The following is a 20,539-nucleotide window of genomic DNA, read 5'->3' on the forward strand; positions in this document are numbered from 1 at the left end:
GATGTGCGCTCCGCCCGATCAGTTCCGCTGCGCCGCAGCGAGGATGTCCGGCCCGGAGCGCTCGAAGAGCCGGCCGCCGACGAACACGCCGATCACGAGCACCACGACCCCGATGGCGATGCCCGAGCCGAGCGTGGCGAGCCCCCAGGGGTGCAGACCCTCACGGAACGCGCGCACGGCGAACCACCCGGCGGGCAGGGTCAGCAGCACGGTCACGACGATCGTCGCGGACTGCGCGGTGACGGCGAGCGCGCCCGTGGCCTGCGGCTGCCGGAACGGGTGGTCGCCCGGTCGGACCGCCGGGTACGGCAGGAGCGCGGACGCGATGCTCGACAGCCCGAGGCCCGTGAGCAGTGCGCACCCGGCCACGCCGAGCACCACCGGCAGCAGCGACGGGTCGCCGTAGAGCCAGACGGACACCACCGCGCCGATCACCAGGGCGGGTACGCCGACGACGAGCACGGGCACGAGCCGACCGAGCCGGTCGCTCCACCCCGGTGCCCCCGACGCGACGTGGAGCCACACCGCGGTGTTGTCGTACGAGGCGTCGTTGTGGGGCAGGAACCCGGCGATGAGCGCCATGATCGGCAGCGGCACGAGCGCGGTCCAGTGCCACGGCATGCCCGCGACGCCGAGCGGCAGCACCACGATGGGCACGAACAGGAGCACGAGGTACGACGACCGGTAGCGCGGGTCGCGGCTCCAGTAGGTCAAGCTCCGCGCGGCCACGGCGCCGACCGGGTGCGCCGGGAGCTGGTCGAACCAGCCGAGCGTCCGGTACCGCCGGGTGCGACGACCCGCGTCGACGTGTTCCAGCAGCGTGCCGACGAGTGCCCACCACGCCCACCCGAGCACGCCGACGACGGCGAGGGCGACGACGAGCTGCCCCACGGCGGCCCCCACGTGCCCGGCCGCGGCGGACGCGGGGAACGACCACGCCGCACCCCACGGGGTCCAACCGGCGGCCCCTGCCGCGTGTCGGACGCCCGCCGACACGGGGTCGTGTCGGGCCGCCATGACCACGAGCGAGAGCGCCGGCAGGCCGAGGACCACCACCACGAGTGCGACGAGCCAGCCGGCGTCGCGGGTGCGGTGCGCGGCGAACAGCCAGGCGCCGAGCGTCGCCGTCACCCGTGCGAGGAGCGCGCAGGTGAGCACGACGAGGACCGCGGACAGCAGCGCGAGCAGTGTCGTGCCGACGCCCCGGCTCCAGGCGACCACCTGCGCCACGGCGACGACGGCCACGGCCACGGTCGGCACCCCGACGAGTCCGGCGACGCCGAGCCCGAGGGTGAGGTCGCGACGGCCGATGCCGAACGTGGCGAAGCGCCGTGGGTCGAGCTGGTCCCCCTCGCCGAGCGCGAACGGGACGAGCGTGAAGCCGAGCGCCACGAGTGCGCCGACCGGCACGACGAGGGCCGCAGCCGTGGACGCGGTGTCATCGCGGAGCCCGGCCACGGCGGCGGCGGCGCATGCGGCTGCGACGAACGCGGCCAGCGCGGCGACCACCACGAGGACGGAGCGGGACGCGGACCGGCGGAGCGCGCCGCCCAGCGAGTCGAGTCTCAGTCGGAGGAGTTGTGCAACCATTCCATGCTCTCTCCGACGACCCGGCCACCGGCGAGTTCGACGAACTTGTCCTCGAGGCTCTTGCGCCCGCGGACCTGGGCCATCGTGCCCGACGCGAGCACCTGCCCACCGACGATGATCGCGACCGAGTCGCACGTGCGCTGCACCAGTTCCATGGAGTGGCTCGACAGCACCACGGTGCCACCGCCCGCGGCGTACCGGCGCAGGATGTCGGTGATCGTGACGGCACTGACCGGGTCGACCGACTCGAACGGCTCGTCGAGCACGAGGAGCCGCGGCGAGTGGATCAGTGTCGCGGCGAGGGCGATCTTCTTCGCCATGCCGACGGAGTAGTCCGCGACCTGCCGACCGAGGGCCTCGCCGAGGTCGAACGCCTGCGCGAGGTCCGCGCTCCTCGAGCGTGCCGTGGCCCGGTCGAGGCCGTGCAGCGTCGCCGAGTAGAAGAGCAGCTGTGCGCCCGTCAGGCGGTCGAACAGGCGGAGTCGGTCCGGGAGCACCCCCATCGCACGCTTCGCCGCGGTCGGGTCGGACCAGACGTCGTGGTCGAGGACGGTCACGCTGCCCGCGTCGGGGCGGAGGAGCCCGGTCAGCATCGAGAGCGTGGTCGTCTTGCCGGCACCGTTCGGACCGACGACGCCGAACACCGAGCCCTTGCGGATCTCCAGGTCGATGTGGTCGGCGGCGACCGTCTGGCCGTACCGCTTGACGAGTCCGGAGGCCGCCAGGACGACCGGTTGCTGCGGCCGGGGCGAGGTGCGCTTCGTCACGGGTCGGGCGGCCCGCTTCTTGCCGGTCCGGGCGGTGCCGGGCGCGGCGGCCGTGGTGCGTTGTCCCCGGGCGTCCCGGGTGGCGTCGTCCTGCTCGGCCGGGACCGCGGGCGCCGTGGCCCCGACGGGCGGAGCGTCCGTGGACGTCACGACCGCATCGTCGTCACCGACAGCGGGAGGCAGGTCACCGACGTCCTCGAGCGGGAACTCCGACAGGTCCGCCGTCGCGTCCATGGTCGCGTAGGGCGAGGACTCGTCCGCAGCGGGGCCGGCGGCCGCGGTCGCCTCCTCGGCGCCACGCGCACCGCGGGCAGCGCCGGCGCGACCGCGCGGTGCACCCGGACGTGCAGCGCCGGAACGACCGGCACCCGTCCGCGGTGCCGCCGGTCGCTTGACCCGGGGCTTCGGCGTCGTGCTCTTCGGGACGGCGGCGGGCAGCGCGCCGCCCTCGCCGTCGGTCCGCTCGCCGTCGGTCACGTCGTCCCCCGTACCGCGCCGTTCGTCGACGCCATCCATGTTCCGGGTGGCAGCACCGACGGCGTCGTCCGCATCGTCGGTCACAGCTCCCACCGCCCCACCGTACCAACGCCAGGGATGACGCGAGCCCGGCTCCGCACGATCACGAATCGGACACGAAATGCGCGGTGCCCGGCCGCTCCGCGCACGAGGGCGCCTAGGATTCACCGAGACACAACGGTGTGTTCACGAATCAGCAACCTGCCGCGCTCGTCCGTCCCCGGGGTACCGATGTTCTCGGGCATCTCAGAGACGTCTCGGGCAGGATCGATCAGCCCGACCGCGCAACGGCGCCCGGGCGGACCCCGAGGAGACCAGCATGACCACGCAGATCGTGATCCTCGCCGCGGGCATGGGCAGCCGGCTCGGTCGCTCGCTCCCGAAGCCCCTCACCGAGCTGGCGGACGGCCGGACCATCATGCAGCAGCAGTTCGACAACATCCGCGCCGCGTTCGGGTCCTCCGCACGCGTCACGATCGTCGTCGGCTACAAGTCGGAGTACATCGTCGAGGCCTTCCCCGAGGCCTCCTTCGTCTACAACGAGTCCTACGACTCCACGAACACCTCGAAGAGCCTCCTCCGTGCGCTCGGCGCGTCCGGCAAGGGCGGAGTCCTCTGGATGAACGGCGACGTCGTGTTCGACCCGCGTGCGCTCGTGCGCGCTGCGGACATGATGGACCAGGACCGCTCGTTCGTCAGCGTCAACACCGAGAAGGTCTCGGACGAAGAGGTCAAGTACACCGTCGACGCCGAGGGCTTCATCGACAAGCTCTCGAAGCGGGTCGTCGGTGGGCTCGGTGAGGCCGTCGGCATCAACTACGTCTCCTCGTCCGACAAGCAGGCGCTCATCCGTCAGCTCGGTCGCGTCGACGACCAGGAGTACTTCGAGGGCGGCATCGAGGCGGCCATCGCCGAGGACGGGCTACGCTGGTCGCCCGTAGACATCTCCGACCTCTACGCGGTCGAGATCGACTTCGCCGAGGACCTCGAGCGCGCGAACGACCTGTTCGTCTGATCCGTTCCGTCCGGGTCGCCTCGGCTCGATGCCGAGGGAACGCATGACCACGACGAGTGCGCCGGTGACCACACCGACCGCCCCGGCGGCCTCACGGACCGCGAGCACCCGGTACCGTCACGCACTCTGGCTCCTGACGATGCGGGACCTCCGGGTCCGGTACTCGACCTCCGCGCTCGGGTACCTGTGGTCGATCCTCGATCCGCTCGTCATGTCGGGCATCTACTGGTTCGTCTTCACCCAGGTGTTCCACCGCGACGTCGGCGAGGAACCGTACATCGTGTTCCTGCTCACGGCCCTGCTGCCGTGGATGTGGTTCACCGGCGCCGTCTCCGACTCGACGCGGGCGTTCATCAAGGAGACCAAGCTCATCCGCTCGACGACGATCCCGCGGAGCATCTGGGTGGCGCGGGTCGATCTGTCGAAGGGCATCGAGTTCCTCTTCAGCATCCCGGTCCTCGCGCTGTTCGCCGTGGTCTCCGGAGCGCCCGTGCACTGGCAGATCGTCTGGTTCCCCGTCGCGATCGTCGAGCAGCTCGTGCTCGTCTACGGCATCGGCATGATCGTCGCCCCCCTCGTCGTGTTCTTCCGCGACCTCGAGCGCGCGACGAAGCTCGTCCTCCGCTTCGCCTTCTACGCGTCGCCGATCATCTACTCGCCCCTCAACCTGCCGAAGGCCCTGCACGGCTGGTCGTCGTTCAACCCGCTGACGGGCATCTTCAGCATGTACCGGTCGGGGTTCTTCCCCAACCAGTTCAACGAGCGGGCGATCGTGGTCGGCGCGGTCGTCACCCTCGTCGTGCTCGGCGTCGGCCTGCTCGTGTTCCGCGCGAGTGAGCGCCGCGTCCTGAAGGAGCTCTGATGACCGCACCCGTCGCCACCGTCGACGTCCGCACGACCCCGGTGATCGCGGTCGAGGACGCGGGCATCCGGTTCCGTCGCAACCGCCGCTCGCACCGGAGCTTCAAGGACCTCTTCGCGGGGCGGAGCCGACGACGACGCCCCGACGAGTTCTGGGCCCTCCGACACGTCTCGTTCACGGTGCAGCCGGGCGAGTCGATCGGCGTGGTCGGGCGCAACGGCCAGGGCAAGTCGACGCTGCTCAAGCTCGTGGCGCAGGTGATGCTGCCCGACGAGGGCCGGGTCCACGTCGGCGCCGGGGTCGCGCCGCTCATCGAGATCACCGGTGGCTTCGTCGGCGACCTGACCGTGCGCGACAACGTCTTCCTCACCGCCGGCCTCCACGGCATGTCGAAGGCCGAGATCCAGGCGGCCTTCGACGACATCATCGCCTTCGCCGAGATCGGTGACTTCGTCGACACCCCCTACAAGCACCTGTCGAGCGGCATGAAGGTCCGGATCGCGTTCGCGGTGATCGCACGCCTCGAGGAGCCGATCATCCTGGTCGACGAGGTCCTCGCCGTGGGCGACAGGGCGTTCCGCGAGAAGTGCTACCGCCGCATCGACGAGATGCTCGCCGGTGGTCGCACGCTGTTCTTCGTGTCCCACAACGACAAGGACCTGCGCCGCTTCTGCACGCGCGGCCTCTACCTGGACAAGGGAGCACTCGTGCTCGACGGCACGATCGACGAGGCGCTCGACCGCTACGCGGCGGACAGCGCCGGCGCCTGACCCGCGCTCGCTCCCGCTCCACAACCGGAGCCGCACCGCCCCGCTCCACAGCCCCCGTCGGCCCATGGGTCCGCCCGGCCCCCACCGTCGGCCGCTCCCCCTAGCGTCGGCCCCATGCTCCACACCGAGACCGCGTACCCCGTCCCCTTCCAGCTCGAACGATCCGACAGCCCGCACCGCTACGACCTCCGGAACCGGAGCGACGAACCACTCGACGGCCTCACCCTCACGCATCTCGGCACCGGGTACGCTCCCCCGCTCCGCATCCGCCGGCTCGATCCCGGTCAGGCACTCGGCATCGCCGTGTTCGGTGGGGCGCCGGACGACGCCGGCGTGGTCGTCGTCCGGTGGCGCCGGCCCGACCGGCAGGAGTACCTCTGGCGGGTCGCCCTGTGAGGGCGCCCGGGCCAGAGCGCAGGTCAGACGGTCGGCGCAGGCGCGGCGGGCGTGTCACCGCGCGCGTCATCGGCACCGCGTTCGCGCGCGACCTCGTGCCAGCGGGCGAGCAACCGCTCGACCGCGGCGTGGAACCGCGCCGTCGCCGCTCCGGGCGTCGTGTCCCCGAAGTACCGGCCAACCCAGTACCGGAGCCGCTCGGTCTGCGAGGCGTCGTGCAGCGCCGCGTCGACCCGGTCGAGCACGGCGGGGGCATCCTCGGCGTGGAGCCAGTCCGCAGCCGTCAGGTAGCCGCCCTCGTCGACCTCGGCGTCCGGATGGACGGGCCGCGTCACGATCAGCGGGCGACCGACGGCGAGCCGGTCGTAGATCATCGCGCTGATGTCCGTGATCGCGACGTCGGCGTCGGCGAGCTGCCACCCGAGCACCGGACCGTCGTCGTACACGTGGTGAGCGGCCGGATCAGCGGCGTTCGCGGCGGTGATGGCGGCGACGATGCGCTGGTGGGCCTCCCGGTAGTCGGCGTCGCGGACGCCGCTGCGGGGGTGTGGCCGGTAGACCAGCCGGTGCTGGGGCGACGCGAGCACGCGCTCGGTGAGCGCGACGCCGTGCGTGGCGATGGAGCCGTACGCGGCTGCTGGCCGGTCGCCCTCCCAGGTCGGCGCGTAGAGCACCACGGTGCGACCGTCGGACGGGTACGGCACCGCGCCGGCGAAGTGATCGGCCTGCGGACGTCCGATGGCGATCGTCCGGCGATCGAGGTCGTAGTCCCACAGCGCCTTCGACAGCCGGTCGCGCGCGGCGTCCCCGGCGATCAGGGCGTAGTCGTACGCCTTGAACTGGTTCGTCGTCATGTACATCTTGTCGCTCTCGCCGTGGTTGACGAAGACGTGCCACATGCGCCCGTACCGCATCATCTGGAAGTTCCGGGCGTTCTGGTTGACGTACAGGACGATGCGCGGGCGCTGTTCGTCCACGAACCGCTCGAGGTCGACCACTTGCCGCGCGTACACGACCGGCACGGGCGCCTCCTCGAGCAGACTCAGCATGGTGCCGGGCGACCGCGCGATGATCGCCACCGGGTGCTCCTTGGCGAGCTTGGCCAGCGGCGCGTACCACTGCCGGATCTGGTACATGTTCACGGGTCCGTCGGCGAAGTACACGGCGACCTCGATCGAGCGGGGATCCGGGACGTCGACGGACGGGAGCCGTCGGTCGAGTTCGCGGCGGTTGCGGCGCGAGCGCACGAGGCGGGTGACCAGCCGGTGCGCGGTGCGGACGTCACGGAGGATCGGCAACGGTCCCTCCTTCCGGCCGTCCTGGGACGACCACTTCGATCTGGGCTAGACGACGGGCGGCCGACCGGCGGCGGTCATGCGCGCGATGGTGATGAGGCCGAGCGGTCGGCGGGGGCCGCAGTCGGTGGACCAGCCCTCGCGGAGACCGGCGAACCACACGAGCAGTCGTCGCGGGTGTCGACGCCACCGGATCAGCTGGACGAGGGCCCAGCTCGCCACGTACACCGGCTGCAGCACCGCCGGCAGGTTCCGGCGGGCGAGCCACACCCGGTTCCGGGCGTTGAGCCGGTAGTACTCGCGGTGCCGAGCCGGGTCGATCGCGGGGTGGTGCGCGACGAGGTCCCCCGCGTACCAGGCACGCCGACCGACGCCCCAGACGCGCCAGGCGAGCTCGATGCCCTCGTGCGCGTAGAAGTACACGTCCCCCCAGCCGCCCGTGGCGCGGAACACCTCGAACGGCAACATCGTCGCGCCCTCCCACACGCTGAACACCGGACCGGACCGCCGCGGGTCGCCCTTGCGGATCCGGGGCACCCAGCGGCGGGGGTTGGACGCCCCGCTCGGGTCGACGACCCGCGGCTGGATGAGTCCGAGCGTCGGATCTCCCTCGAAGGCACGCACGGCGTCCGCGAGGAACGACGGGGACGGGATCGCGGCGTCGTCGTCGAGGAAGAACACGTAGTCGCCCTCCACGACGGCTGCTCCGGCGTTCCGGCCCGCGGGGATCCCGACGTTCTCGGCGAGCGCGAGCGGTCGGACGCCCTCGGGCAGGCCGGTGGGGGTCCAGCCGTTGCCGACACACACGACGTCGAGCTCGACGCGCTCCTGTGCGAGCACGGACTCGAGCCCGCGCCGGAGGTCGTCCGGACGCGTGCCCTGTGTGAGGCTCACCACCGCGACCCGCGGACGGTCACGATGCGGCACCGCTCGGCGGCGCAGGGTCCCGGGCCCGGTCACGCCCGCACCCGCTTCGAGGCGATGATCGCGAGGAAGTGCCCGGCGAGCGCCAGGACCGACAGCGGCAGGAGCGCCCCGACGAGGATCCGGTCCGCCAGCGGGTGCCCCATGACGAGCCCGAGGAGCGCGAACACGAACGCGAGGATGGTGAGCTCGACGGAGTGGTACAGCCGGTGGAACGGCAGGAACCGCGCGACCTGGCGGAGGGACGCGAGGCGACGGCCGCTCGGCACCGTCGTGTGGTCGCGGCGGTCGACCAGTCGATCCAGCCCCGCGTTCGCCCGCGCCACGTGCACCATGTCGTTGAGCGCCTTGTTGAGCACGATCACGAGCGCCAGTGCGAACCCGATCGTCGTCCACGCGTAGTCGCCGCCGTGCACGGGCCAGGTCGCGGCTCGGACGCCGAGCGCAGCCGGGATCAGGCCCTCAGTCGTGTAGTGCCCGACCTTGTCGAGGAACACCCCCGCGGGCGACCGGGTCCCCCGCCACCGGGCGACCTCACCGTCGGAGCAGTCGACGAGCATCTGGAGTTGTCCGAGCACGAGCGCGAGCGCGGCCCCGAGGAGTCCGGGCACGAGCAACGCGGCCGCCGTGCTCCAGCCGACGAGGATCATGACGCCCGTCACCTGGTTCGCGCTGATCCGGGTGCGCAGCAGGAACCAGGTCAGGTACGGGGAGACGTCGCGCAGGTACAGCGACGCCGTCCAGTGTTCCGCATTCGCGCGTGAGCGGACCTCGTCGGGCTGCGTCACCGCGCGGAGCTCGGCGATGGACCGCGGCCGGTCGTACGCGTGCTCGCCGTGGTCGCCGAAGGGGCGGTCCTGGGGCAGCGACTCGTCGTCCGCTCCCGACTCGCCCGGGACGTGCTCGGGGATCTGGTCGTCGGTCATGTCACCTCCCGGTGTGGGTCGTGAGTTCGGAGGTGCGGGCGAGGAACCCGAGGACGAACCCGATCCCCCACCCGATGTGGATGCACGGCAGCACGACGACGAGCCACGCCCGCGTCACCGGGTCACTGCGGCGTGCGACGACCGATGCACCGACCACCACGAACGCCAGGTACGCGCCCGGGACGACGAACCCGAGCATCGCCCAGGAGAGGGCCGACCGGAGGATCGCCCCGACGACGCCGACGATGCCGGCGATGACACCGCCGGACACCGCCACGACCATGACCGGGGGGACGAAGTACCGCAGACCGTTGCCCGTCGGGAAGCGCCGTGCGAGCTCGCCGCGCCACAGACCGGTCGCCACGAACTGCCGCACGAGGCGACGCAGGCTCGGCCGGGGCCGGTACGTCACCACGAGTTCGGGGGTGAACCACACCGTCCCGCCCGTCATCCGCAGACGACGGTTCAGCTCCCAGTCCTGGCCGCGCTTGATGCCCTCGTCGAACAGACCGACCTCGACGAGCCGCTCGCGTCGGAACACGCCGAGGTACGCGGTCTCGGCCGGACCGGCCTGACCGCCCACGTGGTGCGGGGTGCCACCGAGCCCGACCCGGCTGCCGTACGCGAGCGCGACCGCGCGCTCGAACGGGGTGCGTCCCTCGGCCCGCATGATGCCGCCGACGTTGTCGGCGCCGGACTCGAGCAGCACGCGGACCGCGACCCGCGTGTACTCCGGCGGCAGCACCGAGTGGGCGTCGACGCGGACGACGACCGGGTGCACCGAATGCCGGATGGCGACGTTGAGCCCCGCGGGCGTGGAGCCGACCGGGTTCGGGACGGCGCGGATGCGGGGATCGGCGCGGCTCATCTCCTCGACCAGCTCGTTGGTGCCGTCGATGGAGGGGCCGAGCGCCAGGATGATCTCGATCGGTCCGTCGTAGTCCTGGTCGAGCAGGCTCCCGACCGCCGCACGGACCTCGGTGACCTCGTTGAGGACCGGCATCACGTACGAGACCCCCGGCAGGGGCTGGCCGTCTGGCTGCATTCGATCAGTACCTCGTGGTCCTCGCGGAACGGAGCCGTGGCCCACCGGGGACCGCCCCGTAGAGCGTGCACGAGCCTAGCAGCGCCGTCGACCGCGCCCCTGCGCCGGGCCGGGATGGCGGGAGGCCCGGCCCACCTCGTCGAGGTGGGCCGGGCCTCCCGGTCGGCCGCCCGGCGTCAGCTGGCCTTGTAGGTGCCCAGCGTGACGTCGGCGGTGTGGCTCTGCCCGTTCCGGACGTACGTGACCGCGGTCTTCGCACCGCCCGCGAGGTACCGCACCTGTGCGGTGAGGTCGGTACCGTCGGTGACCTGGACGCCACCGAGCGCCGTCACGACGTCGCCCTTCTGCAGCCCGGCCGACGCCGCGGCGCCACCGCTCGTCACCGACTTGATGACCGCGCCCACCTGCGTGGCGCTCGTGTCGTCGGTCGCGTCGCCGACCGTGGCGCCGAGGAGACCGTGGCTGGCGGAACCGCTGTCGATGATCTCGCCCGCGACGCGCTTGGCGAGGTTCGCCGGGATGGCGAAGCCGACGCCGATGCTGCCCGACTGTGAGTCGGACGACGACGAGGAGCTGCCCGCGCTCGCGATCGCGACGTTGATCCCGATGAGACGCCCCTTGGAGTCGAGCAGCGCACCACCCGAGTTGCCCGGGTTGATCGCCGCGTCGGTCTGGATCACGGGCAGCGACACGACGTCCGATGTGGACGCGCTGCCGTTGTCGCCGTTCCCCCAGAAGTCGTACGGGCCCTGGCCGTTGTTGCCGCCGCCGTCGTTCGAGTCACCGGAACCGCTGCTCGGCGCGCTCGACGTGACCTGGATGCTCCGGTTCAGGGTCGAGACGATGCCGTCGGTGACGGTGTTCGACAGCCCGAGCGGCGCGCCGATCGCCACGGCGGTGTCGCCGACGTTGAGCTTCTCCGAGTTGGCGAAGTCCATCGGGGTCAGGCCGCTCGCGTCGATCTTGACGACCGCCAGGTCGACCGTGGGGTCGGTGCCGACGAGCGTGCCCTTGTAGATCTTGCCGTCCGAGGTCGTGACCTGGATCGTGCCCTTCGAGCTGTCGCCGTCGAGCGTCACCACGTGGGTGTTCGTGACGATGTAGCCGTCCTTGTCGAGCACGACGCCGGATCCGGTGCCGGCCTCGCCGCCCGCGGTCACGTTGATGGTGACGACCGAGGGCGTGGCCTTCGCCGCGACCGCGGTGACCACGGTCGCGGAGTTGTAGTCGTTCACCGTGAGGTGCCCGTTCGAGGTGGTGCCCGACGAGGTCGTCGTGGTCGTCCCGCCGTCGCGGTCGGCCACCGCCCACACGGTGGCCCCGCCCAGCCCGCCGATGACCGCGCCGATGACGAGCATCCCGATGAGCGGCAACGCGCCACGACGTCGGGCGTCGCGCGGCTGACCACTGTCGCCGCCCTCGAAGTACGTCCCGTTCCGCCGGTCGGCGCCGTCCACGTCGCCGAAGGCGCTCGTCGGCGCCTGCGAGGAACCCGGAGCGGTGGTCTGGTGCGCACCCGGTCCGTAGCCGATCGGGTGTCCGTACTGGTCGGTCGCTCCCTGGCCGCCGGCGGACGGAACGCCGTACGCCGAGCCGCCGTGCGACTGCCCGTAGGGCGACTGCTGGCCGTACTGGCCGCCCTCCTGGTGGCCCTGACCGTACTGACCGTACTGACCGTACTGGCCGCTGTCCTGGCCCTGCTGGCCGTACTGCCCCTGCTGGCCGTACTGCCCCTGCTGGCCGTACTGCCCCTGGCCGCCACCGTACTGCCCGGAGTGGCCCTGATCGCCGTAGCGACCCTGCTCGCCCGAGGCGCCCTGGCCGCCCGCGTCGCGGGGGTAGGGGGCCGTGAAGCGATCGGTCTGCTGCGCGCCCTGCGCTCGACCGTCGGAGCCGTACCCCGGCAGTCGCTCGCCGTACCGCGGCTGGTCCGCGTCCCCCGTGTCGGCCCCGGTCGTGCGGGCCTCGTCGTCGTCGGCCGTCATCGGCGTGCTCCAGTTCTCATCGCGGTCGGCTCGTCGGCGCCCCGCTCCGTGGCGGCCGCTCGACGGTCGTCGTTCCCGGTCGGGGTGGTGTCGGTCATGCTCGGCGTGCTCCCTTCCAGCGCAGAGCAGTCTCGCCCACGCACCTGAACGGTCGTCCTGCCACCCCTGGCAGGACCCTAGGTCGAGCATAAGCACCACCTGAACGTCGTGGTCGTCACGCCCGGACACATCGGTCGCCGGGTGCGCCGCGGCCGTTAGGTTGGACCGACCAGCCCAGAGACGGGAGCAGCATGCGAACCACCGGACCCTGGCTCCGCGCCGCCGAGGGAGCGATGCTGCTCGCCTCGGACGGACGACCCGCCCCGACCGTGTTCGCCGAGATGAGCGCGCTCGCGGCGGCCACCGGCGCCATCAACCTGGGCCAGGGGTTCCCGGACCAGGACGGGCCTGCCGCGGTGGTCGAGGCCGCGGCCGCCGCCGTGCTCGCCGGGGTGAACCAGTACCCGCCGGGCCGTGGCATCCCGGACCTCCGCGCCGCCATCGCCGAGCACCAGCGGCGGTTCCACGGCATCGACCTCGACCCGGAGCGCGAGGTCCTCGTGACGGCCGGGGCGACCGAGGCGCTCGCGGCCACCCTGCTCGCCCTCGTCGACACCGGGGACGAGGTCGTCACCTTCGAGCCGTTCTACGACGCGTACGGCGCACTCATCCGCCTCGCGGGCGGGACGCACGTCACCGTCCCCCTGGTCGCACCGGACTTCCTGCCCGACGAGGCCGCACTCCGCGCCGCGGTCACCGACCGGACCCGGGTGATCCTCGTCAACACGCCGCACAACCCCACCGGTCGGGTCCTGCCGCGCGAGGTCCTCGCGACCATCGTGGAACTCGCCGAGCAGCACGACGCGGTGATCCTCACCGACGAGGTCTACGAGCACCTCACGTTCGGCGTCCCGCACGTCCCCATCGCGACCCTGCCCGGCGCGTGGGAGCGAACGGTCACCGTCTCGAGCGCGGGCAAGACCTTCAGCACCACCGGGTGGAAGATCGGCTGGTTGAGCGGCCCGGCCGCGCTCGTGGAGGCGGCGCTCGCGGTCAAGCAGTTCCTCACCTTCGTGAACGGCGCGCCGTTCCAACCCGCGGTGGCGGTCGGCCTCCGGTTGCCGGACGCCGTGTTCCAGGGTGTGGCCGACGACCTGCGCGTCAAGCGCGACCTGCTGGCGGCCGGCCTCACCGCCGCCGGCTTCGACGTCATGCTGCCGGACGCCACGTACTTCGTCATCGCGGACGCGGCCCCCCTCGGCGCTCCGGACGCCCGCGCGCTCTGCCTGGACCTCCCGCGCCTCGCCGGGGTCGTCGGAGTGCCCGTGACCGCATTCGTCCGACCCGACCACGCGGCCGGCTACCGCTCCCTCGTCCGCTTCGCCTTCTGCAAGCGCCGCGAGGTGCTCGAGGAGGCCGCCGGCCGGCTCGCGGCACTTCGCGCTACCGCGGTGTGATCGCGTAACGGCGCAACGCCAGCGACGGGTTGACCGCCCGCACGCGTTCCACGGTCGCGGTCTCGATCGTCGCGGCCAGGAGGCCCGGATCCGCTCCGAGCCCGGCGACGACGACGCCCGACGGGTCGAGCACCACCGAGTGGCCGACGCCGACCGGGGGTGTCTGCCCGGCACCGACCACGTACACGGTGTTCTCGATCGCCCGAGCCGTCAGCAGTGTCCGCCAGTGGTGCTCCTTGCCCGGCCCCCGGACCCACTCCGCGGGCACGAGCAGGACGTCCGCGCCAGCGACCGCGAGCCGACGGCTGACCTCGGGGAACCGGAGGTCGTAACACGTCTCGACGCCGATCCGTACGCCGCCGCGCTCGAACACGGGCTCCTGCTCCGGATCCCCCGGCTCGATCCACTCCGACTCTCGAGCGCCGAACGCGTCGTAGAGGTGCACCTTGCGGTAGGCGAGCACGACGTCACCGTCGGCGCCGACTGCCACGACCGTGTTGCGGAACCGGCCGGCGTCCGTACCGCGTTCGCTCATGCCGGCGACGATGGTGAGGCCCGTCCTCCTCGCGTGCCGCGCGAGCCCCGAGACGAACGGGCCGTCCAGCGGCTCTGCGGCATCGACGTACGAACGGCCGAGCTCGGGCTCGAAGAACGAGCTGTACTCCGGTGCGACGAGGACGTCGGCACCACGGGCGGAGGCGCCGTCCGCCGCCGCACCGATGGTCGCCACGTTCGCTGCGACGTCGGCGACCGGCGCGAACTGGGCGACGGCGATGGTCAGGGTGGCGGGCACGGTCACGAGCGTAGACACCGGCCGGGAGGCACGCGACCCCACCGACGCGCCGTGTCTGCTCCGCCCTCGACCGGCAACGCACCAACGGGGAACACCGGAGCGGGAACGCAGAAGGCCCGGTCCTGGCGGACCGGGCCTTCATCTTGTTGCGGGGGCAGGATTTGAACCTACGACCTCTGGGTTATGAGCCCAGCGAGCTACCGAACTGCTCCACCCCGCGGCACGGTTCAGAAGCCTAACACGGCCCGGACGAGGACGCGAATCGGGGCCGCTCGCACGAGCGAGCGGCCCCGATCCGGCTCACTTGGAGGAGGAACTCGACGAGCTGCTCGACCCCGTGGTCGCTCCGTTCGACTCGGCCTGGAGCGCGTCCTGCACCGCCTGCTGCAGTCGCTTGTCGGCCTCGGCCGCCGCCACGAGGTCGTTGTCGGCGTAGGCCTGCTGACGGTCCTGGAGCGCCTGGCTCGCGTCCTGGAGCGCCTGCTGGAGGGCAGCGTTCGCGCTGACCGATCCCGCGCCGCTCGATCCATCGGAGCCGCTCGCGCCCGAGTCGGAACCCGTGTCGCTCGAGCCGGATCCGCTGGATCCGCTGGTACCCGAACCGGTGCCGCTCGAACCCGTCGACGCGCCCTGGTCGCCCGCCGCGGCACCGGAGTTCCCACCGAACAGCGAGTTGAGCGCGTCGTTGAGGGTGTCCTCGAACGCGATCTTGTCCCCGAAGGCGACGAGCACCTTCTGGAGCAACGGGTACGACGTGTTCGAGGTCGACTGCACGTACACCGGCTGGACGTACAGGAACCCCCCGCCGATCGGCAGCGTCAACAGGTTGCCGCGCTTGATCGTCGTGTCACCCCGCTTCAGGATGTTCAGCTCGGTGGAGACGTCGGTGTCCGCGTTGAACGACGACTGGACCTGACCCGGACCGGGCACGCTGTCGGTCTTCGGGATCGTCAGGAGCGACAGACGCCCGTACGCCTTCGAGCGCTTGCCCTTGCCGCGGCCGCCGGCGTCCGAGTCGACCGACAGGTACCCCGTCAGCACGTTCCGCGCGTTCGACCCCGACTGCTGCGGGATGTAGGTCGAGTAGAGCGTGTAGGCCGTCTGCTCCCCCGGGACCTTCATCGTGAGGTAGTACGGGTCCTGCAGGTCGGCGCTCGAGGTCGTCGTGGTGGTGCCGAGTGCGCTGGTGACCCTCGACGTGGACGAACTCGACGAGCTCGACGACGGGTCCTGCGGCGTGACCCAGGCGTCGTCACCGGAGTAGAACGAGTTCGCGTTCGTGACGTGGTATGTCCCGAGGATGGTCCGCTGCACCTTGAACAGGTCGGTCGGGTACCGCACGTGGTCGAGCAGCTCGGCACTCATCGACGACATCGGCTGGACGGTCGCGGGGAAGATCTTCTTCCACGTCGTCAGCAGCGGGTCCTTCGCGTCCCAGGAGTACAGGGTGACCTTGCCCGTGTAGGCGTCCACCGTCGCCTTGACCGAGTTCCGGATGTAGTTCACCTGGTCGGTGTTGTACCCGGACGAGGTGGTGCCGTTGATGCTGTCCGACAGGCTCGCGCTCTGGGAGTACGGGTACGCGTCGGTCGTCGTGTAGCCGTCGACGATCCAGACGATCCGGTGGTTGACGATCGCCGGGTAGACGTCCTTGTCGAGCGTCAGGTACGGCGCGACCTTCTGCACCCGCTGGAGCGGATCGCGGTCGTACAGGATCTGCGAATCCGCGTTCACCGCGTTCGACAGCAGGATCTGCTCCGACCCGAACTTGGCCGCGTAGACGAGCCGGTTGAACACGTTGCCGATGCTCGGTCCGCCGTTCGCCTGGTACGTGGTCGTCGCGTTGCTCGCCGCAGCGTCCTCGGCGCCCGAGGGGTAGTCGAGCTCGATCTTCTTCGTCCCCTTGGGCGCCCCGACGATCGAGTACGCGGGCGAACTCTCGCCGAAGTACACGCGCGGCTGGTAGTCCCCGAGGTCGCCCGTCGAGGGGATGCCGGACTCGAGGAACACGGGCTTGCCGTCGCTCGTGCGCTGGTTGCCGTACGCGGCGACGACCCCGTACCCGTGTGTGTACACGAACGTGCGGTTGTACTGCGTCGCCGAGGAGCCGAGGCCGTCCACATCGATGTCGCGCACGGCGATCACGGTGTCCTCGGAGGTGCCGTCGATGTCGTAGCGGTCGACGTCGAGGGTGGAGGGGAACTTGTAGTACTGGCGGTACTGCTGCAGCTGGCTGAACGACTCCGACACGATCGACGGGTCGATGATGCGGATGTTCGCCGTGGTCTGCGCGTCCGACGCGAGCGCTCCGGTCTGCGTGTCGGTCCTGGCGTCGTACGAACGCTCCTTCACTCCCGCGACGTCGTACGCGGACCGGGTCGCGTCGATGTTGCGCTGGATGAACGCCGACTCGTAGCTGCGCTCGCTCGGTGCCACCTGCAGGCGCTGGACGACCCAGGGGTAGATCCCGCCGACGACGATGGCCGACACGAGCAGCAGCGCGGTGCCCACGACCGAGATCCGCCACCGGCCGATGACCGCTGTCACGACGAACAGGAGCGCGACGACGGCGGCGATGCCCGCGAGGATCTCGCGCCCGGGGATGGTCGCGTTGACCTCGGTGTACTGCGCACCCGTGATGAGCGAGTTGTCCTTCGAGAGGGTCGCGTACTGGTCGAGCCAGAGGCTGACGGCCTGCAGGGCCACGTACAGGGCCGCGGTGACGGCCAACTGGACCCGAGCGGTCCGCGAGATCCGGACCTCCCGGCTGCCGAAGCGGAGCGCGCCGTACAGGTAGCTGGCGGCGACGGCGGCGAGTCCGGCGATGAGCACGACAGCGGAGGCGAAGGCGACGAGCGCACGCCAGAACGGCAGGTCGAACACGTAGAACGCGATGTCGAGGTGGAACTGCGGGTCGACGCGGCCGAACGGCGTGCGGTTGAAGTAGGCGAGCACGAGGCTCCAGCGCGGCGCGGTCGCGAGGCCGGCGAACAGTCCGAGGACCGACGGCACGCCGAACATGACGGCGCGGCGGAGCGGTTCGATGACCTGCTGGTAGCGGTCGAGTTGGGCGTTGAGCTTGGCGTAGACCGGCCGGAACCGGTAGGCGACGGCGATGCTGACGTACACCGGCACCGCCATGCCGAGGAAACCGGCGAAGAACATCGCGGTGCCGGCGAGCCACCGGGTGGTGAGGACGTGTTGGAACCCGAGCTGCGCGAACCAGAGGTAGTCGGTGTACAGGCTCGCGAAGACGAAGAACGCGATCACCAGCGCCGCCAGCACGATGATCGTGACGACGATCGGGATCCGCGGCGAGCGCCGCCGGACAGCGGACGATGTGTTCGTCACCAGGTGAGCTCCAGACGTGTCGACACGACGGCGTCGCAGCCGTCGGGACCCTGATCCTATGGGTTCGGGCTGACGATCACGCTGGGCGGAGCGCAGGCTGTGGAGCGTCGGTGGAACCGCCCGGAGCCGCCCCGGCGTGCCATGGACGGCGGCAGACCCCGGTCAGGATCCGCAGCGCGCCAGGTGGGCGGTGCTCGCGCCGCTCCGGACGACGGACAGGTCGTGCACGGCCTGCCGGAGCGTCGACACCGCGTAGACGTCGAGCCCGTCGGGGACGTGTCCGGCGACCTCGTCGCAGTTGCTCTCCGGGGCCAGGAACACCGTCGCGCCCGCCGAGCGCGCACCGTAGAGCTTCTGCCGGATCCCGCCGATGGCACCGACGTCGCCGTCGACGTCGATCGTGCCCGTCCCGGCCACGTGGGCTCCGCCGTTGAGGTGCCCGGGCGTCAGCTTGTCGATGGTCCCGAGCGCGAACATCATGCCGGCGCTCGGGCCACCGACGTCCTGCAGGCGGATCTTCACCGAGAACGGGAAGTCGTAGTGCTGGCTGACGCCGATGCCCAGGAGCACCGCACCGTCGGAGGCCTTCGGTGTGATCGAGACGGTCCGGGTGGCGCCGTCGCGACGGACCACGAGGGTGGCGGCCTTCCCGGCGCCGTTCGCGGTCACGCGCGCGCGGAGGGTGCTGGCGTCGCTGTCGTGCGTCAACGACCTCCCGTTGATCGACTCGATGACGTCGCCCTCGCGCAGGACGCCGTCGGCCGCCGACCGGGGTTCGACCGCCGAGACGGTGAGCGTGGAGCGGACCGTGAACCCCTGGTGGACGAGGGCCGCCGCGACCGCCGCCTGCTGGGAGTCCGCCATGTCGGCGGCGTCCTGCTGGTTCACCTGCTCGGTCGTCTCGCCGGTCGGGTAGATCGCCTCGGCGGGGACGACGGCCTCGGACTTCGTGAACAGCGCACGGATGACGCTGAGCCACGACGGGCGTTCGGTCTGGGTGCCCTCGACGCTCACGGTGAGCATGTCGAGCGCGCCCGCCGTGGGGTAGGTCGGGTGTCCCGACACCTGGATGAGCTGCACCCGCTTCGGCTTCGCCGCGGTGCCCTGCTGTTGCGTGCCGATGGTGTTGAACACCGGGCCCGGCAGTTCGATGACGTACGGGCTCGGCAGCACGGTGGCGAGGAGGGCGAGGACGACCGCGGCGACGACGAGCACCCAGCCGACGGTGCGAGCGCGGGAACGCGGGCGGGCAGGAGCCGGGGCGAAGAGGGTCAACGAGGTCCTTCCGACGGGCCGGTGCTCCGCGCGTCCCGGTCACGGGAGCGCGTGTTCGCCCACGGCGGAGCGCGAACGGGCGTCCGAGGGGCACGTCCCAGGTCCGGGTGCAGGGCAGCGGTTAGCGTAGTGCGCATGGCTGATGATCCGCAGCGGCAACCGGACGACGAGTTCCAGGAGATGCTGCGCCGCCTCCTCTCCGGCGGTGCCGACATCGATCCGTCCCAGCTCGCGGGCGCCGCGGGGCTCCCGAACGACCCGGCCTTCGTCGCCCGGCTGATGGGGCAGTTGCAGGACGCCGTCCGGGGCGGCGGCGACGGCATCGACTTCTCGGCTGCCACGGAGCGCGCGGTCGCGATCGCTCGCGAGGGCGGCCAGGGCGTCGACCCGGCGACGAGCGCCGCGTTGACGCAGGCGTTCCAGGTCGCCGCACTGTGGCTGGACGACGTCACCTCGGTCGCCGAGCTCACCGCGGCGCCGCGCCTCATGACGCGCGAGCAGTGGGCGTCCGCGACGATGCCGGTCTGGAGCCAGATCGCCGAGCCCGTCGCGACGAGCATCGCCGACGCCCTCACCGAGGTCATCGACCAGCAGGCGCCCGAGGAGCTCCGGAGCATGCTCAGCGGTGCCGGTCGCATCATGCGGAGCGTCGGCGGCGCCCTGTTCGCGGTGCAGCTCGGACAGGTCGTCGGGCAGCTCGCGACCGAGGTCGTGTCCGGCGGCGACGTCGGGGTCCCGCTCCTCGACGACCAACAGGCCGCCCTGGTGCCGCAGAACGTCGCCGCCTTCGCCGAGGGCCTCGACGTCCCCGTCGACGAGGTCCGGATCTACCTGGCGGTCCGCGAGCTCGCGCACGCGCGCCTGTTCCGCTCGGCGCGGTGGCTGCGCCTCCACCTCATCTCCTCGATCACCGAGTTCGCACGTGGCATCCACGTCGACACCTCCGCGATCGAGGAACTCGCGAGCGGCTTCGACCCCTCGAACGCCGAGGAGCTGCGCGACGCCCTGTCGAGCGGCGCCCTCATCCCCCCGCGGACGCCCGAGCAGGACCAGGCGCTCGCGCGACTCGAGACCATGCTCGCGCTGATCGAGGGCTGGGTCGACGTCGTGACCGCGGCGGCGACCACGCGCCTGCCCCGGTCGGCCGCCATCGCCGAGATGGTGCGTCGACGTCGCGCCGCGGGCGGTCCCGCGGAGTCCGCGTTCGCCACGCTGGTCGGTCTCGAACTCCGGCCGCGGCGGCTACGCGAGGCCGCGGCGATGTGGCAGCGGGTCGTCGACGAGCTGGGCCCGGGGCAGCGCGACGCGCTCTGGTCGCACCCGGACCTCGTCCCGACGTCCGCGGACATCGACGACCCCGACGCGCTCGTCGCGCGGCTGCGGGACCCGGGCACGGCCTCCGACGACATCGACCGCGCGCTCGAGGACCTGCTCAACGACACAACGGACGACCGTCCGCACGAGTCGCCGGACGGCACGGCGCGCGACGACGACTAGCGCTCGTCCACAGGTCCCGGTTCTCCACAGCTGCCG

The 20,539-nt window shown here is 71.6% G+C and carries 16 protein-coding genes and 1 tRNA gene; 6 read left to right on the top strand and 11 right to left on the bottom strand.

Annotated features, from left to right (window positions below; genetic code table 11):
• Positions 1-18: 18 nt before the first annotated feature.
• Together DEI92_RS11760 and DEI92_RS11765 are read right to left on the bottom strand one after the other, a co-directional pair.
• Complete coding sequence (locus tag DEI92_RS11760; RefSeq protein ID WP_111013624.1) at positions 19-1,590, bottom strand: ABC transporter permease; 1,572 nt, start codon at positions 1,588-1,590, stop codon at positions 19-21.
• Positions 1,566-2,927: an ABC transporter ATP-binding protein gene (locus DEI92_RS11765; protein ID WP_258370183.1), complete on the bottom strand. Its 1,362-nt coding sequence runs from the start codon at positions 2,925-2,927 to the stop codon at positions 1,566-1,568. The genes DEI92_RS11760 and DEI92_RS11765 overlap by 25 nt, the downstream gene beginning before the upstream one ends.
• A 265-nt stretch (positions 2,928-3,192) precedes the next feature.
• Here DEI92_RS11765 and DEI92_RS11770 point away from each other — a divergent pair, with 265 nt between their 5' ends.
• From DEI92_RS11770 to DEI92_RS16555, 4 genes are all read left to right on the top strand, one after another.
• Positions 3,193-3,888 carry an NTP transferase domain-containing protein gene (locus tag DEI92_RS11770; RefSeq protein ID WP_111010825.1) on the top strand — a complete coding sequence of 232 codons (696 nt, stop codon included), beginning with the start codon at positions 3,193-3,195 and terminating at the stop codon, positions 3,886-3,888.
• A 43-nt stretch (positions 3,889-3,931) separates the two neighbouring features.
• Positions 3,932-4,750, top strand: coding sequence for an ABC transporter permease (locus DEI92_RS11775; RefSeq protein ID WP_111010826.1), 819 nt, complete (start codon positions 3,932-3,934; stop codon positions 4,748-4,750).
• Positions 4,750-5,520 (top strand): ABC transporter ATP-binding protein, encoded by a 771-nt coding sequence (locus tag DEI92_RS11780; RefSeq protein WP_111010827.1) that lies wholly within the window; start codon positions 4,750-4,752, stop codon positions 5,518-5,520. Before DEI92_RS11775 ends, DEI92_RS11780 begins: the two co-directional genes overlap by 1 nt.
• Before the next feature lie 114 nt (positions 5,521-5,634).
• The gene (locus DEI92_RS16555) at positions 5,635-5,916 is read left to right on the top strand and encodes a hypothetical protein (RefSeq protein WP_111013625.1); all 282 of its coding nucleotides are present in this window, start codon (positions 5,635-5,637) and stop codon (positions 5,914-5,916) included.
• 23 nt (positions 5,917-5,939) lie between these two features.
• Here the strand turns inward: DEI92_RS16555 and DEI92_RS11790 are convergent, their stop codons facing one another.
• The 5 genes from DEI92_RS11790 to DEI92_RS11810 form a co-directional block, all read right to left on the bottom strand.
• Positions 5,940-7,214 (bottom strand): CDP-glycerol glycerophosphotransferase family protein, encoded by a 1,275-nt coding sequence (locus DEI92_RS11790; protein ID WP_111013626.1) that lies wholly within the window; start codon positions 7,212-7,214, stop codon positions 5,940-5,942.
• A 45-nt stretch (positions 7,215-7,259) separates the two neighbouring features.
• Positions 7,260-8,105: a glycosyltransferase family 2 protein gene (locus DEI92_RS11795; protein WP_258370184.1), complete on the bottom strand. Its 846-nt coding sequence runs from the start codon at positions 8,103-8,105 to the stop codon at positions 7,260-7,262.
• A gap of 62 nt (positions 8,106-8,167) precedes the next feature.
• Positions 8,168-9,061: a CDP-alcohol phosphatidyltransferase family protein gene (locus DEI92_RS11800; RefSeq protein WP_111013627.1), complete on the bottom strand. Its 894-nt coding sequence runs from the start codon at positions 9,059-9,061 to the stop codon at positions 8,168-8,170.
• Between the two features lies 1 nt (position 9,062).
• Positions 9,063-10,106 carry a glycosyltransferase family 2 protein gene (locus DEI92_RS11805; protein ID WP_111010831.1) on the bottom strand — a complete coding sequence of 348 codons (1,044 nt, stop codon included), beginning with the start codon at positions 10,104-10,106 and terminating at the stop codon, positions 9,063-9,065.
• 176 nt (positions 10,107-10,282) lie between these two features.
• The gene (locus DEI92_RS11810) at positions 10,283-12,091 is read right to left on the bottom strand and encodes a S1C family serine protease (RefSeq protein ID WP_258370185.1); all 1,809 of its coding nucleotides are present in this window, start codon (positions 12,089-12,091) and stop codon (positions 10,283-10,285) included.
• Positions 12,092-12,381: 290 nt separating this feature from the next.
• On the opposite strand from DEI92_RS11810, the gene DEI92_RS11815 reads away from it, so the two are divergent.
• Entirely contained in the window at positions 12,382-13,587 is a 1,206-nt protein-coding gene (locus DEI92_RS11815) for an aminotransferase class I/II-fold pyridoxal phosphate-dependent enzyme (protein WP_111013628.1), read from the top strand.
• On the opposite strand, the gene DEI92_RS11820 is transcribed toward DEI92_RS11815, so the two are convergent.
• The 4 genes from DEI92_RS11820 to DEI92_RS11835 form a co-directional block, all read right to left on the bottom strand.
• Positions 13,574-14,380 carry a carbon-nitrogen hydrolase family protein gene (locus tag DEI92_RS11820; protein ID WP_111013689.1) on the bottom strand — a complete coding sequence of 269 codons (807 nt, stop codon included), beginning with the start codon at positions 14,378-14,380 and terminating at the stop codon, positions 13,574-13,576. The two genes, DEI92_RS11815 and DEI92_RS11820, sit on opposite strands and share 14 nt — an antisense overlap.
• Before the next feature lie 146 nt (positions 14,381-14,526).
• Positions 14,527-14,600: transfer RNA gene (locus tag DEI92_RS11825), tRNA-Met, on the bottom strand.
• An 80-nt stretch (positions 14,601-14,680) separates the two neighbouring features.
• Complete coding sequence (locus DEI92_RS11830; protein ID WP_181434875.1) at positions 14,681-17,731, bottom strand: UPF0182 family protein; 3,051 nt, start codon at positions 17,729-17,731, stop codon at positions 14,681-14,683.
• A gap of 162 nt (positions 17,732-17,893) precedes the next feature.
• Positions 17,894-19,006 (bottom strand): PDZ domain-containing protein, encoded by a 1,113-nt coding sequence (locus DEI92_RS11835; protein WP_111013629.1) that lies wholly within the window; start codon positions 19,004-19,006, stop codon positions 17,894-17,896.
• A gap of 135 nt (positions 19,007-19,141) precedes the next feature.
• Between DEI92_RS11835 and DEI92_RS11840 the strand changes: the two genes are divergently transcribed.
• On the top strand, positions 19,142-20,503 hold the full coding sequence (locus DEI92_RS11840) for a zinc-dependent metalloprotease (protein ID WP_111013630.1): 1,362 nt from the start codon (positions 19,142-19,144) through the stop codon (positions 20,501-20,503).
• Positions 20,504-20,539 lie beyond the last annotated feature (36 nt).

Origin of the sequence: Curtobacterium sp. MCBD17_034 (assembly GCF_003234515.1) — a bacterium.
GTDB lineage: Bacteria > Actinomycetota > Actinomycetes > Actinomycetales > Microbacteriaceae > Curtobacterium.

Excerpts from the sequence above, each read along its gene's own strand:
- DEI92_RS11780 (WP_111010827.1), top strand. The coding sequence starts at position 4,750 with ATGACCGCACCCGTCGCCACCGTCGACGTCCGCACGACCCCGGTGATC.
- DEI92_RS11810 (WP_258370185.1), bottom strand. The coding sequence starts at position 12,091 with ATGACGGCCGACGACGACGAGGCCCGCACGACCGGGGCCGACACGGGG.
- DEI92_RS11775 (WP_111010826.1), top strand. The coding sequence starts at position 3,932 with ATGACCACGACGAGTGCGCCGGTGACCACACCGACCGCCCCGGCGGCC.
- DEI92_RS11760 (WP_111013624.1), bottom strand. The coding sequence starts at position 1,590 with ATGGTTGCACAACTCCTCCGACTGAGACTCGACTCGCTGGGCGGCGCG.
- DEI92_RS11805 (WP_111010831.1), bottom strand. The coding sequence starts at position 10,106 with ATGCAGCCAGACGGCCAGCCCCTGCCGGGGGTCTCGTACGTGATGCCG.
- DEI92_RS16555 (WP_111013625.1), top strand. The coding sequence starts at position 5,635 with ATGCTCCACACCGAGACCGCGTACCCCGTCCCCTTCCAGCTCGAACGA.
- DEI92_RS11800 (WP_111013627.1), bottom strand. The coding sequence starts at position 9,061 with ATGACCGACGACCAGATCCCCGAGCACGTCCCGGGCGAGTCGGGAGCG.
- DEI92_RS11815 (WP_111013628.1), top strand. The coding sequence starts at position 12,382 with ATGCGAACCACCGGACCCTGGCTCCGCGCCGCCGAGGGAGCGATGCTG.
- DEI92_RS11840 (WP_111013630.1), top strand. The coding sequence starts at position 19,142 with ATGGCTGATGATCCGCAGCGGCAACCGGACGACGAGTTCCAGGAGATG.
- DEI92_RS11770 (WP_111010825.1), top strand. The coding sequence starts at position 3,193 with ATGACCACGCAGATCGTGATCCTCGCCGCGGGCATGGGCAGCCGGCTC.